General features: G+C 57.4%; 7 protein-coding genes. 2 read left to right on the top strand and 5 right to left on the bottom strand.

From position 1 onward, the window contains the following. A partial coding sequence (locus ACFE0K_RS14990; RefSeq protein ID WP_434536825.1) for a formylglycine-generating enzyme family protein occupies window positions 1–410 on the top strand: 410 nt, incomplete at its 5' end. A gap of 293 nt (window positions 411–703) precedes the next feature. Continuing rightward, window positions 704–1,576: a formylglycine-generating enzyme family protein gene (locus tag ACFE0K_RS14985; protein WP_434536824.1), complete on the top strand. Its 873-nt coding sequence runs from the start codon at window positions 704–706 to the stop codon at window positions 1,574–1,576. Window positions 1,577–1,653: 77 nt separating this feature from the next. Here the strand turns inward: ACFE0K_RS14985 and ACFE0K_RS14980 are convergent, their stop codons facing one another. The 5 genes from ACFE0K_RS14980 to tssF all read right to left on the bottom strand — a co-directional run bounded on the left by ACFE0K_RS14980 (window position 1,654) and on the right by tssF (window position 15,242). Beyond that, complete coding sequence (locus tag ACFE0K_RS14980) at window positions 1,654–7,470, bottom strand: type VI secretion system Vgr family protein (RefSeq protein ID WP_434536823.1); 5,817 nt, start codon at window positions 7,468–7,470, stop codon at window positions 1,654–1,656. A 102-nt stretch (window positions 7,471–7,572) separates the two neighbouring features. After that, entirely contained in the window at window positions 7,573–9,837 is a 2,265-nt protein-coding gene (locus ACFE0K_RS14975; protein ID WP_434536822.1) for a type VI secretion system Vgr family protein, read from the bottom strand. 30 nt (window positions 9,838–9,867) lie between these two features. After that, window positions 9,868–12,570 (bottom strand): type VI secretion system ATPase TssH, encoded by a 2,703-nt coding sequence (tssH, locus tag ACFE0K_RS14970; protein WP_434536821.1) that lies wholly within the window; start codon window positions 12,568–12,570, stop codon window positions 9,868–9,870. 15 nt (window positions 12,571–12,585) lie between these two features. Then, entirely contained in the window at window positions 12,586–13,566 is a 981-nt protein-coding gene (tssG, locus tag ACFE0K_RS14965; protein WP_434536820.1) for a type VI secretion system baseplate subunit TssG, read from the bottom strand. Further along, window positions 13,530–15,242 carry a type VI secretion system baseplate subunit TssF gene (tssF, locus tag ACFE0K_RS14960; protein WP_434536819.1) on the bottom strand — a complete coding sequence of 571 codons (1,713 nt, stop codon included), beginning with the start codon at window positions 15,240–15,242 and terminating at the stop codon, window positions 13,530–13,532. Before tssF ends, tssG begins: the two co-directional genes overlap by 37 nt. Between the last annotated feature and the right edge of the window lie 99 nt (window positions 15,243–15,341).

Here is a 15,341-nt window from a genome sequence, read left to right as displayed (position 1 = left end):
CCAGCCGGGGAACCAGTCGGGCCTTCTATGCCACGGATGATGGCACACAGGATTGGGGACGAAATTATCGGGGCGGCCCTAACACGCCTTGGCACCCGGAACCCTCTGGCACTTATCCACCCAACCCATTGGGAATGTACGATATGACCGGCAATGTGACGGAATGGGTGCTGGACTGGCATGACAAAAACTATTATGAAAAGTCTTCGGGGATAAACCCTCAAGGACCTGAGACTGGAACAACAAAAATACACCGCGGTGGCAGCGTTGTTGGTACACAACGCTACAATGCCTTATACCGCCGTTCTCCTGGCCTTAAGCCCGACGACAAACAAGGCGGCGTTCGCTGTGTGATTAACCAACCCTATGCCATTAATAGCTCTGCTGTTACTAAAGTAGGCATTCAATAACTAGCAAGCCCCCAGCGGGGGCTTGCTCTGCAAAGTTCACCTGCCCGCAAACCTTTCCAAGATGCTTTGGTAGTGAGTTCGCCCCTCGCCAACCAGGAAGGTCGACAACTGCAATCTACTGTCCAAAGCCCGAACCATTATCCCGGCTAAGCCATCGCTCACAGGAATGTTACCGCCCATAAGCGAAGCTCCGCACTGCAGCATTGCCAGCGTCACATTCACACTATTCTTGTCAATATTTCATCCCGGAACACAGACATCACGGGCGCATTTTGCTAGGGTAAGCAGCGGCAATGGACGCCGATTTCAGGCACAAGGAACGTATCCACATGCACATGAAATATCCTTTTTCACTTACCCCCTGCCTCTCACTCTTTTCCCTTTCCCTGCTTGCCGCCTGCGGTAATAGTGCGCAGATCAGCGAGGCTGAGCAAAAGGTGATTGGCCATACACTGGATTCTCTGGTCTTCGTGGAAGGCGGCACCTTTACCATGGGTCACCCGCAAGTGACCAAGACCGTGGAAGTGACCCTCGACAGCTACTCCATACAGGCTTACGAAGTGTCTTACTGGGAGTTTGACACCTTTGCCGAGGCCACCGGAGCCCGGAAACCCAGTCAAAGATCTTTTGGCAAACCATCCAGGCAGCCCGAAAATCCTGCCTGGGGACTTACCTGGTATAACGCCCAGAACTATTGCCACTGGCTGGGCGAGCTGACAGGTCTGCCCTTTGAGCTACCGACTGAAGCCCAATGGGAGTATGCCGCCACCAGCCGGGGAACCAGTCGGGCCTTCTATGCCACGGATGATGGCACACAGGATTGGGGACGAAATTATCGGGGCGGCCCTAACACGCCTTGGCACCCGGAACCCTCTGGCACTTATCCACCCAACCCCTTGGGTGTGTACGACATGACCGGCAATGTGGCGGAATGGGTGCTGGACTGGTATGACAAAAACTACTATGAGAAGTCTCTAGGGGTAAACCCTCAAGGTCCCCAAAGTGGTACCCAGAAGTTACTTCGAGGAGGAAGTGTTGGGGGAACTCAACGCTACAACGTGCTGTTTCGTCGTGCCCGAGCGACCATTCCTGACGATAAACAAGGTGGCGTTCGTTGCGTGGTCAATCAGAGCAGTACCATTACGACTTCCGGCGCACGAAAGTAAAAGGAGCAACACTCAGAAACAGCCCAGCTAACCGACACCCTGTTCAAGGGTGCCTCGCCGTTTTTCCCAGCGAACCATCATTCGCCCGCAAAGCGTTCCGCGATATTCAGGAAACGAGTTCGTTCTTCGCCATCCAGGAAGTTCAACAAACGCAGTTCATTGTCCAAAGCCCGAACCATTTTCTCGGCTGGGCCATCGTTCACAGGAATATTAACGCCCATATGTTCCATCACCTCCTGGTATTCGCGAGCATGCTGAATACTCTCAAGTACCACAACCACCGCTTCCTCCCGGCGTTCATCCAGCCCCCCGGAAAGCAAATTCAAATCCCGGTGGGTGGAACCTGCTGAAACCAGCGTATTGAGGAGCCGGCCTTTGGTTTCCGGGAAGGCATAACCCAGCAGCTCCTGTGCCTCTTCATCATCAAGCAAGGTTTCCGCCAGTCGATGTGCCGTTTCACTATCGTCTTCCCATTCCTCCCATCTCAAGAGTAATTCACGACCCAGATTGAATATTCCCTGGACCGCACTAACAGCCAGCAAACCACTAGTGGCAGCAGTTCCGGCGGCAACACCTATTACTCCACCGCGTTTAAACAGTTCGTATTGAAAAGAACAGAAAGCATCAAAGGCAGTGTTGAGGTCGCCTTCTTTTGCGAAAAGATCAATTATATTAAATTCTGCATCGCGAAGTTCGTTATAAAGCAGCACCAGAAAGTCTTTCACATGGACTGCATCCACGGTGAAGGAGAAGCCACCACCAACGCCGAATTTAAAGGCCAGCTCAGCCTTGCAGTGAATTACAAAACGACCCGTTTCCATATCAAACCCGACCTGAAAATCCAGCCCGGCGCCGATGCCGGCCATGCCGGTGGCGGTATAACCCACACTGCCCAACGCCTTGAATTGACTGGCTTGGGGTTGCTGCCACATAAGACCACCCTTGATACCCAGGGTGGCTTTTACCCCCACGAACGCTTCCAGCTTTACGTTAGCCCCTTGCTGGTCATCCAGTTCGGTGTCAAATGGCGAGCGGGTACTCTTGGCCACTTTCACATTATCAGCAGGTGCCGGTAGCGCCTCAGTGTTGATCATGCCGCTATGCTGGCTTTGCTCGTCTGGCCAAGGAGCGTCCGAGCGCAGACCGATGGCTTCCAGGCTTCCTTGCTTGGGGTTGATGTAGACTTTGCCGGACGCCATCAGATTGGCACCGGCAAAGCCAGTCAAGCTGGTGGTCACGTCGAACCGGAAGGCACCCAGCCTAGCCTCTTCCTCCTGCAGGACATTTTTGACTTCTGTCACGCGAAACGGATTGAGGAGTATGTCACCATTGCCCGTTGGGCGCCGCATCTGCTCACAGTATGATTGGCTATTCGGTGGCTGGCATTGGTGGAAGTTGCTGCGAACCTCGCTGGAATAAAAACTCATGGCACCGATCAGAGACAGATTCCTGTATTCATGAAAATACTGAACAATCAGTACGCGCAGTTCCTTTTCATCGCCGGGCTGCAACGGGCTAAATGCACTCTCACCGAACAGACCGTCCAACAGCTCACCACCAATCATCGACAGAACCTGCCCCATCGGTTGGTCGCTGGTGATTCTTTGTGGCCCCAGGGCATTGGTCATTTTCTGCTGCTCTGCTTCTCCCCAGATACCCTCACGGAATAGTGCTAACCAGCCGTTGACATCACCCAGCAAAAAACCCTGGATTGCACGGGTGCGATAAGGACAATAATTGCCATCGGCATCACGACCAATAGCATCCACCCGCATTTCTGTCCGGGTCAACTGACTGTCGACTTGCAGCTTTCTGAGGCGCTGATTCAAAAGACCGATAACCCTTGGTGAGGGAAAACTACCGTGGTCAACCGAGGCTGTCTGAACCAACGACAGTACCTGATCGACTCTGACCTGAGTGCTTCGACGTCGAACCGTGAAGCTGGCCTGCCAGCCGGTGTCATCGGGCAGCAGGAACTGACCACGCACACGCCCCTGGGCCAGTGAAAGGTCCAGCTCTGCTTTCCCTTCAGCGCTGACCATCCCTTTCATTGCGTCAAGCTCAAATGATGCTGTAGCACCACCCACATAGCGCATAAGAGACGCCCCCCCATCCACAGAGAAGCGTTCAGGTGGCAGGGGTTCGTTGTTGATCGTTGTGTGCCACTGGCCTTGTTGTTGCGGGGACAGTGACTCAAGGGTAATAAACTCATCAAACCATTGCGGCTGATCCTGCTCTTCCGGCCACACTTGTTGTAGATAATCCTGCGCTTGGCCCAGGCCGCTTTTATCTAGTTCGTTCTGATCCAGCATTGCCAAGGCCTTATCTCTTCGGCTTTCCTTCCAACCGATATCGAACTTTGCCTTTTCATTGATCTTTGCGACCCAGCCATCTACCGCGTCAAACCAGCTATCGGGAAGAAGCTCAGCCAGGGTGGCTGTTGGCCCTAGTGCTTTCAGTAATTGTCGGGATTGAATCTGTCCCTCTCGTTTGTCGATCAGCTCCCATTCACCTTTGATATTGGCTGATACATTGCCAAACGCTTCCTTCAGTTTGGTTTTTCTCTGCTCTACCTGTGCATCAGCAGGCATGTCATTGGTGCCATAGTCCAGCGAGTCTCGAATGCCTTGCACGGTGTAGCGGCGGTCTCCTTCAAGGCGATGGTATGCAAGGGCATCACTGGGAATGAAGGAAAACTGACTGCCTCCCAGTTTTCGGGGGCGGACCACTTCCATCATTGTGTGTGAGGCGCTCCCTCCTTTTGCATACTGTGGAGGATTGCCATTGTCGCTTTCACTGCTACCACCGTTATTACTGGCGGGTTGAGCCAATAATGCTTCCAGTTCTTTTTTGGCATTATCCACTGCTTGATCGTCACCGGCTTGAATAGCTTCCTGAAGAGCGATCACCGGCGCGTTGTATTTCTCTTCCAGTCGCTCCAGGCGTTGCACCTCAGCGCCAGTCAGCAACAGGACTTCTTCACTGGCCGGAATGATCACCAGATCCTCAATCGGAGCCAACTTGCAGGTCAGTTCTGTGGCTTCATCGTCATCAACTGGACAGAGTTCTGCTCTGGAGCAGGCTCGCAGGGAACAACTTTCAGCACCCTCCTGTTGCTCTGTCGCAGCCTGATATTCGGGCCGGCTCAGATGTTCATAATGATCCAGGCTCAAACGGGCTTGCCCTAAAGGCACTCCGGGAAAAGTCAAAATCCCATTCGTCACCTGGCTATAATGAATATCGCCGTTACCGTCCTCCAGGCTTCCCGGGGTGCCCTCCGGTAGAGGCCCTCCCGCTTCAGAGAGCGGAGTAAACCTCAGACTATCCAATATATTCAGGGGCATCTCGGTATCGATTTCCTGCCCTTGATAGCGAACACTGAGCAGATAATCCCGGGTCAACAGTGCCGAATTTTCCTCATCACCGGTCACTTGAATCACACCACCTGGCAAGGTGACTGGCCACGGCACGCGGATATCACCGGCAGTCTTTTCTATGGTTTGCTGCCAGCTTTCTATATCTCGCTCATTGTCGCCATATCGCTCAACCAGGGTTAGCGATAATGCCTCATCGGGATTCAAACCTCGGACGCGCACTATCGCTGTGGTTTCATCGCCCAACTGAACGGTCTGCTCTTGCCATCTCACTGAGCGCAGCTGTGCAGAGGAAGACTGGCCTTGCCATTCCGGGTCCAGGTCCATCTCTTCCACGGGGGTGATCGCACTGGCAGGCATCGGCACCGGCTTATCCGCCTTGCCCCCCTTGGGTACCCCGTATTCCTTGTCGCCATTGAAGGTAACGCCACTTTGCCCCTTCAAGGTCACCGTATTGCCAAACAGGCGCACCGTGCCATTCGCTTTAATGGTGATACCGCCACCACCCCGATGAAGGGTGAGATCTCCGCTGCCATCACCACGGATGTCGATGGAGCCGGTCGCTTGCAGGTGCAGGTTGCCCCCGACCTTGCTGGCTAGACCTTTCCTGGCAGTAATGGTTGCGCTTCCCTGCACTCGCAGCTGGCTGTTGGCAGCGCTGTACAGTTCCAGGTTTTTGCCGGATTCCAGGGTGGCATTGTCGGTAGCGGTTAGATTGGTGCTGGTCTGGGACTGATGATGAATCACACCGGAATCGGTGTGATTCACAGATCGGTTCAGGACTTGCGTTGTGCTGTCGCTACCGATTCGGATCTGGCTGTTTTTCCCGACGTCAATATTCTGATCTTGGCCTGCGCGCATCACTAGTGCTCCCTGCTCACAGGCCAGGGTCACCAGCGGGCTTTCGCTGTTGGCGGTCAGATCAAGGAGACATTGCCCATCCGGGGTGTTCAGGGTAATTGCTTGCGCCTCTTTTCTGTCATTGAGGTTCAACAGATGGCCGGCCGGGGTAAGGATGCGGTTTTCCGGCGCGTTTCGGTTGTTTACCGGGCCGGGCTGGGATGCAGCGGGGGCATAGCCCAATATCAACGGCTTGTCCGGGTCGTTGTTCAGGCAGGTCAGCAGCACTTCAGCACCGTTTCTCAGCGGCCAGTCCCAACCGGTGGCTTGCCCGTCTTTGCCGGGCAAGCTTCCGTGGGGCTGTAGCTGGCGCAGGGGTGGGCTGGATTCGGTAAGGGGCTGGTCGCCATCATCAAAACCAATGCGGGCTTTGCGGCTGGCCATGCCATCCACATGACTATAGGGGCCGTCAGCTTCGACCCGTGCCGGGAAGACCAGAGGTAGCGAGATTTGAGCAGGCAATGCCGGGCGGAAGGGCTGCGCTAACGGTAGTAGTTCGGCCTCCCAGGCAAATCCATTGGGGCTGTTACCCTGGTGGTTTCTGGGGGAGGAGAACGTCAGGGCGGCACGGGTAACCAGACAAGGGCCATGCCCTGCAACAGGTAGCCACTGGCCAACCTGCAAGTCTCCCACCGCCCCCGACACCAGAATGGTATGGGACCGGCATTGCTGCCTTTCCTGCTCCAGACGAGCTTGTGTCAGAGTGGCATGCACATCACCGCTGCCAGACTGGAAAAAGGTTTGCTGGGTTGCCACCTTGCCTGCTGATGACTGATTTTCCTGTGTCAGAGCGGCGACTTCCGATGGGCACACTTGCTGATGAACCCGGCTGCGGTCGGGCTGCCAGCGGTAATATCGACGTGACTGTCGCAATGCGACCATGGCATGGCCGGCCACACTGCGGCTCCCGCCGGTTTCTGCGGTGACAGCCAGCTCGCCCCGGTCAGCACGGCTGGCGCCGTGCTGATCGTCGGCGAGGACGATGACCTCGCCCTGCTCTGCCAATGTGGAATAAAACCAGATGCCATCCCGGGCCAGGAGTCGCTGCAGGAACTGCAGGTCGGTTTCTCCTACCTGCGCCGTCCAGTCCATGGCCGGATAGTGTTCATGGGTACGATCGTCCACTGTAAGACCATATTCCTGCAGTAACTCTTCCGCCAGTTCGATGACGGTACGGCGATGAACGATGCGATAACGGGATTGCTGTCGCAGAGCCGCGAGGCCTGAGGTAACGGTGAGCACCCACTCCTCCTGCCCATCAGGCAGGATCCGTCCCTGATCAATACGAGTTACCTTGCCGGCATAACCCCGGCTCAGGCCATCCGCACTGGTGCAGCTCCACTGCGCAGGTTTATCCAGAAAGCTGCCCGCTTCCACGCCCACGGCAACCGCACAGTAAAACCGGTATTCGCTGATCTGGCTGAGGGAAGAATTCGCAGTCAGGGCATAGGGCTCCAATGGCAGCCCATCAACGGTCAGGGCAATTTTACCCCCGCCGAGGCCTTCATTACCGTTGCCAAACAATGACGCACCGGCCTGCTCCAGACGTTCACCGATTTCTTCTTTGACGTCATCCAGAGCGTCGTCCAGTTTGCCTTCGATATTATCCAGCCAACCCATCGCAGCCTTCCCTGATTGCTTGGTTATGCGTAGTACGTCGATTCTGGGATGGTGGGCTACGCCTGCGGCTAACCCACCCTGCTTTTGTTCCGGGTGAAGGTTTTAGTTACTGCCTACCATCTGCCCATCCACCTTGATGGAGCCACCGGAGATTTCCACACTGGGACCGTCAATAATCAGATCCCCTCCTGGGGTGATTTCAATGGTGCCGCCGCCCTGGCTGAGTCGAATGGGCGCACTGCCTGAACCGCGAATCGTGATAGCACCCTGTACATCCATGCCCAGCTTGCCGTTATCCACCACCACTGTTGCGTCACCAGAAACCACGTCCATGGAGAAGTTGGCTTCGGCTTTTGCAATCAGGTCCTTGCCTGCATGCAGGGTCATATCGCCCTTGTCCGTTGCCATGCGAAGATTGTCGCCGGCCTTGAACAACAGGTCCGAGCCGGCTTGCAGTTCCACCTCACCTTCCTGGGTCATCAACTTGAGATGGCGGGCCACGGTCACGGTCTGATCTTCGCCAACCTCGGTATTCTGCGAGCCGCCCACTTCGGTGGTCATGTTGCCACCAGCACGCAGTGCCATATCCCCTTCAACACTTTCCAGGGTTACCTGATGGGCGTCATGCCGGGCATCCAGACTCAAACGGTTTTTGCGCTCATGGGTGAACAGTTCGATACGCTCTTCACCGGCCCGGTCTTCCATCAGCAGTTCGTTGCCACCGCGGGTGCGCAGGATATGCTGACTGGGGTTCGAAGCGGTGACAGGCCCTGGTGTGGCCGGGTTGCTGAGGGCGCCAAGGATAATGGGGCGGTCGATATCGCCGTTGACGCAACTGAGCAACACTTCGGTACCGCCATGCAGGGGAAGGTGCATGCCACTGTCCGGGCCACCGTAGGGTTGCATCAGGCGTACCGGCGGACTGGCCTCCCCCTGTGGTGAATCGCTGAGATCAAAGGGAAGGCGAATGCGGTAACGGCCCTGATCGTCCAGGTAGGCATAATCGCTGCCATCTCCTTCCACCACGGCAGAAAAGCTGCCGTGAACCGGTGCCCGCTGCCAGGACGCTGCGCTGCGCCAGGGGATGGATACCGGTACCAGGGTCAGTTCACTTTGCAGGCCGGGACGGTCACTGTTCTGGCCGAAGGCGTGACCCACACGCTGATCCCCCTGAATGGTCACCGCCGCCACCAGCCATTCACCGTCGTGGCTGGGGTGGCCTGCAAGGATCAGCTTCATGCCAGGAACGAACTGGCCAGTGTCAGCCCGCGCGATCACCGTCTGCCGCTGTACATCTTCTACTTCACAGCGAACGCGGGCCATGGCGCTGCCCTGCTCCGCGTCCACGGCGTTAACACCCCAATGGCACTGGTCGCCCCGACCGCCCAGACCTTCGGCATAGCCCTGGGGCGGGTTATCCGGAGTGTCCGGGTTATGGTCATAAACATTGAACGTACCGCTGCGCCAACGAATCGTTCGGGTAACCTGAAACACGCGCTCACTGCCATCTGCCTGGCCACTTTCGGCATGGAATTCCAGCATGGCGCTGCCCACGGTTTCCTGCAGGGCGGCGCTGTCATCATGGAAATGAAAATGCGGGCCACTGTCCTCGTGAACCACGGCGTAAAAGGCGCCGTCACGGGCCAGCAGCCGCTCCAGGAAATCCAGATCGCTTTCTTCATACTGCACGGTCATGGCTCGCGCAGGTTGGGGCTGGCGAAACTCGATGGTGATGTCATCGCCATTGAAGCCCGCTTCTTCCAGCACCTGTTCGATAATCTCCTGCACGGTCTTGTTGAGAAAGACCCGGTTGTGACGATTCAGGGCCAGCGGAAACAATGGCGACACCAGATGCAGGCGAAGGCGAGCGCCTTCCGGGCTGGCGTTAAGCTCCTCCACCGCTTCCACCATGAAGGAGAAGTACTGTTGCTGCCCCCCGTTTCCTTCCACTCGCAAGGTGGCCGATTCCCCAGGCAGGGAAGCCAGCGATGGCTCGATACGCGTCAGCACATCCACCTGCATGCGCCCCAAAGAAGACAGCGCCAGATCCTGTGAAGCAAAACACTCCACGGCCAAAGCCTCTTCGCCCATGCCTGCCACATCGATAAAGAAACGACATTTGGGGGCGTCCATCAATTGCTGCATGGCACCGCCGGCGGCCTGCTCCAGCTGCTGCATGACAGAGGCTTTCAGGCTGTCCAGGGAAACGTCTCCATTGGCCAGCCCGGACAACATATTGCCATTGAGAAAGCCACCACTATCAACGGAAGGCAGGCCCGAGCCAGGCAATGCCGACTGGGCTGATGATGGAATGTCTACTTCACCAAGCAGGTCTTTGGCACGGTCCAGATACTTGTCGATACCCATGGAACTGTCCTTGTTGTGTTGTGGTTATCGTCAGGCGCTCAGGGATTCCGGCACCGGCTGGTCCGCGAAGACGGCCGTTATTTGTCCCTGTTCATCCAGTTCCAGGGTGAGAATGTCAGGCATGTCGTCGTCGGCCATGTAGCCCAGCAGTTGCTGAGCCAGACCCGGCATCAGTTGCTGCTCGATGACGGATTCCACCTGGCGGGCACCGCTCTCGGCCACCTGGCATTGCCGCGACAGTTGTTCCATGACTTTCTGATCCACCCGGAAGGTGATGCCGTGGGCCTGCATCAACCGCTGGGCCACCGCATCCAGGCGCATAGCCACGACGGCATTGAGCATGTCCTGATCCAGGGGGCGGAAGGGAATCACCTGCATGCGGGCCAGCAATGCGGCGGCAAAATGGCGGCGCAGATCCGGCTCGATGGCATCGATAAGCTGCCGATCACTGAGGGCTTGCCAAGCCTGCTCCGGAGTGGCTTCATCATTGGCATCGTCAGACGCTGACGTCACGGCTCCGTCCTGGCCCGCAACCGCTTCCTCGTCGTCCGGCGCCTCTTCCGGTGGCAACGCCATCTGTTGCAAGGTGTCGCTACCCAGGTTGGACGTCATCAGGATGACGGTGTTGCGGAAATCGATTTCCCGCCCTTCTCCATCGCGCAGCACACCGCGATCGAATACCTGGTAGAACAGGTTCATCACATCCGGGTGAGCTTTTTCCACTTCATCCAGCAGCACCACCGAGTACGGACGCTGCCGCACCGCTTCGGTGAGCACACCGCCTTCGCCAAAGCCCACATATCCCGGCGGGCTACCCTTAAGCTGGGACACGGTATGGGCTTCTTGGTATTCACTCATGTTGATACTGACCAAAAAGCGTTCACCGCCGAACAGTTCATCGGCCAGGGCGCGGGCCGTTTCGGTTTTGCCCACACCACTTGGGCCGGCAAGCAGGAAGACCCCCAGGGGACCTTCGTTTTTCCGCAGGCCCGCCTTGGCAGCGCGCAGAGTCCGCGCCAGCATGCTCAATCCGCCATCCTGACCCACCACTCGTTGCGACAGGCGCTGTTCCAGATCACGCAGTACCGACACTTCATCACGCTGCATGCGCCCGAGCGGTACCCCGGTCCAGTCCGCGATAACCGACGCCACCGTGGCTGCATTCACTTCCGGATGAATCATCGGTTCACCGGCTTGTACCGCATGAAGCGCCTCGCGCCGTTCACGACTGCCATCCAGTGCCGCCACGGTGGCCTGCTCTTGTTGCCAACGCTGTTCGGTGGTTTCCATTTCGGTGGCCACCTGTTGCTGCTCTTCCTTTAATTGTTGGCGCAGACGGTCATCGGCAGGCAGTCCCTGAGACTGATCCTGTTGCAGGGCAGTCAGCCGTTGCTCCAGATAACGCAAACGTTCGGCGCCCTGTGACAATCCCCGGGGCTGGCTGGCCTGGCTGAGTCGCACGCGGGCCGCGGCGGTGTCGAGTACATCAATGGCCTTGTCCGGCAGCTGGCGCCCGGTGATGTAGCGTTGGGACAAGGTGACGGCGGCGGACAGGGCTTCGTCTGTCAGATGCACGTTATGGTGATCGGCAAACTTGTCCTTGAGTCCACTAAGCATCAGCAGCGCTCGCTCGCTATCCGGTTCGTCTACCGGGACACGCTGAAAGCGTCGATCCAGGGCCGCATCCCGTTCGAAATAGCGTTTGTATTCCGCCCAGGTGGTAGCGGCGATGGTGCGCATGCCGCCCCGCGCCAAGGCCGGCTTGAGCAAGTTGGCCGCATCATTCTGACCGGCATCACCACCAGCACCGATAAGAGAGTGAGCCTCATCAATAAAGAGAATGACCGGAGTGGGTGAATGCTGGATTTCGCTGATCACCTGTTTCAGGCGACGCTCGAATTCCCCTTTAACGCTGGCCCCGGCCTGCAGCTGACCCAAATCCAGCCCCAGCAAGCGCACGTCTTTTAATGACTCGGGCACTTCACCATTAACGATCTGCTGGGCCAGGCCTTCTACTACTGCGGTTTTGCCCACCCCCGGTTCACCCACCAGGATCGGATTATTCTTGCGGCGACGGCAGAGGATATCGATGGCCATGCGGATTTCATCACCTCGCCCGACTACCGGGTCGAGGCGGCCCTCCCGGGCTTCCGCGGTGAAATCCTGACAGAACTGGCTCAACGCTTCTTCGCCTGCCGGGCGGGACACAACGCCGACACTACCCGGGTCGTCGGCAACATTCGGGGCACTGCGTGGCTGCTCTACGGACGCCGACGTCCAGGCGGCAAAATGCTCGCGCAATTGCGCTAGTGACATGGGATCCAGTAGGGCAAAAGCGTTGTCACCCAGGCGCGGCAGCAGTTCCAGCAAGGCATCCAGCAGGCTGATACTGCGAATGGTGTCACCCTGGTAATACAGGCTGGAGGCCAACCAGGACTGTTCCAGCCATTGCACCAAGCGAGCGGAAAATACCGGTTTTTCAGGGTTGGAGGTGCGCAGACGAGACAGGGCCTGCATTTGCGCTTCGAACACCTGGTCGGCGCTGATGTCGCTGTGGGCCAATGCCAGTTGCAGGTCATTGCGCAAATCACTTTCCAGTAACTTGATCAGCACATGCTCGATGCGCACTTCATAGTCGCTACGCGCGGCGGCAAATACCGCCGCCTGTTCCAATGCGCGGGCACAGGTATCGTTGAGTTTTTCCACCAGCCGGCGGATGGTTTGACCTTGCATGTTCCCCTCCATGGATTAATTCCCGTTACTGTGCGCGGTTTCCGGTGCCACGCGGATGACGTATTCCTGTTGCAGGCGCTCACCCAGCCAGACAGACCAGCCCAAACGCTGTTCATCGGTTCCCAGCCCCACACCGCTCCGCCGCGAAGGACAAACGCGGATTTGCAACTCGGCACCCACCTGCCCTTGCAGATAGTCATCCAGTTGTTGTCTCAGGTTGTCGCCCAGAGTGTGCCCGGGCAGTAATTGTTGTGCCGCCAGGGAATGCACTGGTCCCAGGCGCACGGCCACATTGCCGTTGGCCATATAAGCCTGGCCACCAAGGATGGCGTTATCCCCCAGTGCGCAATCGTTGCGGCCCAGCACACAGCCTTCACCGAGGGCTTGCCAGGCAGGCTGACGGTCCTGCACATCTACGCCGATGCCGGGCAGGCGATCCTGCAGCAGGGTTTGTAAGCCACCTGCACTGCGAATTTTCGTTACCGGAAAATAGCGTCTGTCCCTGTCAGCCTGCTCTTGTTGCTTATTGCCTGCGCCAAGGCGACCGGACAACGCATCCGCACTACCGCGAAAGGCGGTAGGTAAACGCCCCGCCGCCGGTCGTGCAATCTGCATGGCCCTGTACAACAAGGCATAGAAGCGTGGATTGAAAATATTAAGGAAATCGCGCATCCGGGCTGCATCGTCATCCTCGGCGGTAGTCCGGTCGAGCAGGTAATGAGGTACCGGCGCATCAACGCCATACAGGCCGAAAAAGCCCATCAACAACGTCAACTGTTGAGACTGCTGCAGGCAGCCTCGAATATCCGAGGCAGGAAACACCAGATTGTCATCCGGCAACAGGCGCACCCGTTTCTCCAGCCCCTGACCAAACACCGTCCCTTCCGGGTCACAGGCTTCCAGCAACTCCATGGCCTGGGAAAAATCAAATTGCTGGGGCGCTTGCAGCAGCCCCTGCATTATATCGGCGCCGCGCAACCCACCTGAGGTTCCCATACAAACTCCTTCTGACTGGGTTGGGCGATAACACGTAATTCCACGCTCTCGTTGATCGGCGCTAGCTGGCTAAGCAGGCGGTGCAGGACGCAGCCGAACAGATAGATATCGTCCAGCGATAAAAAGTCGCCCTGGCTGAGCTGCATCGTTATCACCGCGCCCCGATAGAGCATGCCCTTGAGCATCCGAGTAACTGGTGTGACGTTCACTTCCTGTAGAGCCTGGCGACGGCGCTGATTTTCCTGCCGGTCGGTCCAGTCAAGAAGTCCCATCAGGGACTGCAGGCTGTTACGGTTGGCCAACCCCACTGCGGAAAGCTGCATCAGTGCCTGTAATTGCCAACGGTAGGCGCTGCTGTCCGGGCACGGCAGATAACTGCAGGGGCGATTGAGGTTGCGGATCGACAGAGACGACGGCACGCCCTCGCCGGGCCGGGTGATCTGGTTTTCTGCCAAATAACGACGCGGCAAATAACCATCACTGACACTGACACGGGCGGATAGTGTCTGTGCCGTAATCAGGCCGGGACCGGACAGGCTGATAAACGGCTGAGGTGTTGCCAGCCCAAGATCACGGCGTGTTAATCGATAGCAGTATTCACCCTGGCTGAAATCATGGGCACGATAAAAAGGCTGGTAGTCGGTGAGTCGGGCACTGCGATGATCACGGCCGGTCAACGACAGGATCTCATGCAGGACGACGGTATCGGGATATTTCTGATCCGGGAGGAAACGATATTCCGCCCGTTTCTGATCCACATCGATGGGATCCGCATCCAGCTCATAGAGGTTGATGGCCGGCACACAGTTAAGCTGGAAATGCTCGCTCTTGAGCTGATGCTCCGCTGGCAATTGCAGCGGCAGCTCCACTTGCACCTGGCATTCACGGCCTTTGTCCGGGAAGGTCAGTTGTGACAGGCCGGCAACCCGAATAAAGAAAAATCGTTCCCGCCAGGCAAAATAATCCTGCAGCAGAGAAAAGCCGGGAAGCCCGCGATGGTGGCCGGTATGGGGCAGCTCTTCCAAGTACGGCATGCTGACTTCAGCGGCGCCCAGTTCACCACAGAATGTACCATCCACTGAAAAGCCCAGCTTGCCCTTCGGACGGCTGAGGCCATGACAGAGCGCCAGCGCCAGGGCTGGATCGCAGTGCAGGTAAATATCCAGGGTAGACAGATCCAGGTCCGCCAGATTGCCGGCGCCGGCATGGGCCAGTGTCAGAGTCAGTTCAGTGCTGCCATTACCGGTTTCACGGGTCTCAACGCCGCCAACCCGCAATGGCAGGATCTGTAAGTCAGCCAGCGTGGAAAAGTGACATTGCTGCCTGTTATCTCCCACCGGAGCGGAGCGGATGATGCTACCGGCCGGCAGGCTCTTGCCACCCTGGGCATTGGCATCCGGCGTAAAGCTCATCACCGTGCGACTGGCATAGCCGCGTAACTGGCCAGGGCATAACTGCTCCAGCAGCTGCTCACTGATAGCGGTTTCGCTATCATCGATACGGGTACGGATCTGTGCTGCGATAAATGCCATCCCCTCCAGCAAACGCTCCACATAGGGGTCGCGATCACGGACTTCGGCCAGGTTCAGCATCCTGGCCTGTTCCGGATGGGCTTTGGCAAAATCCGCGGCAGCCTCATGCAGCAACCGCATTTCGGATTCAAAATACTCGCGCATTGGCTGCTCCCGCCTTGATATCGGCCCCCCCGTCGCTCTGGAAATAGGTACGGAAACGGGCCACGCCGCCTTCCGGCACCACACCGGTCACTTCCAACT

This window comes from Alcanivorax sp. (assembly GCF_051117345.1).
Lineage (GTDB): Bacteria > Pseudomonadota > Gammaproteobacteria > Pseudomonadales > Alcanivoracaceae > Alcanivorax.
This window is presented reverse-complemented; position numbering and strand designations above follow the sequence as displayed.

Excerpts from the sequence above, each read along its gene's own strand:
- tssH (WP_434536821.1), bottom strand. The coding sequence starts at position 12,570 with ATGCAAGGTCAAACCATCCGCCGGCTGGTGGAAAAACTCAACGATACC.
- ACFE0K_RS14980 (WP_434536823.1), bottom strand. The coding sequence starts at position 7,470 with ATGGGTTGGCTGGATAATATCGAAGGCAAACTGGACGACGCTCTGGAT.
- tssF (WP_434536819.1), bottom strand. The coding sequence starts at position 15,242 with ATGCGCGAGTATTTTGAATCCGAAATGCGGTTGCTGCATGAGGCTGCC.
- tssG (WP_434536820.1), bottom strand. The coding sequence starts at position 13,566 with ATGGGAACCTCAGGTGGGTTGCGCGGCGCCGATATAATGCAGGGGCTG.
- ACFE0K_RS14975 (WP_434536822.1), bottom strand. The coding sequence starts at position 9,837 with ATGGGTATCGACAAGTATCTGGACCGTGCCAAAGACCTGCTTGGTGAA.
- ACFE0K_RS14985 (WP_434536824.1), top strand. The coding sequence starts at position 704 with ATGGACGCCGATTTCAGGCACAAGGAACGTATCCACATGCACATGAAA.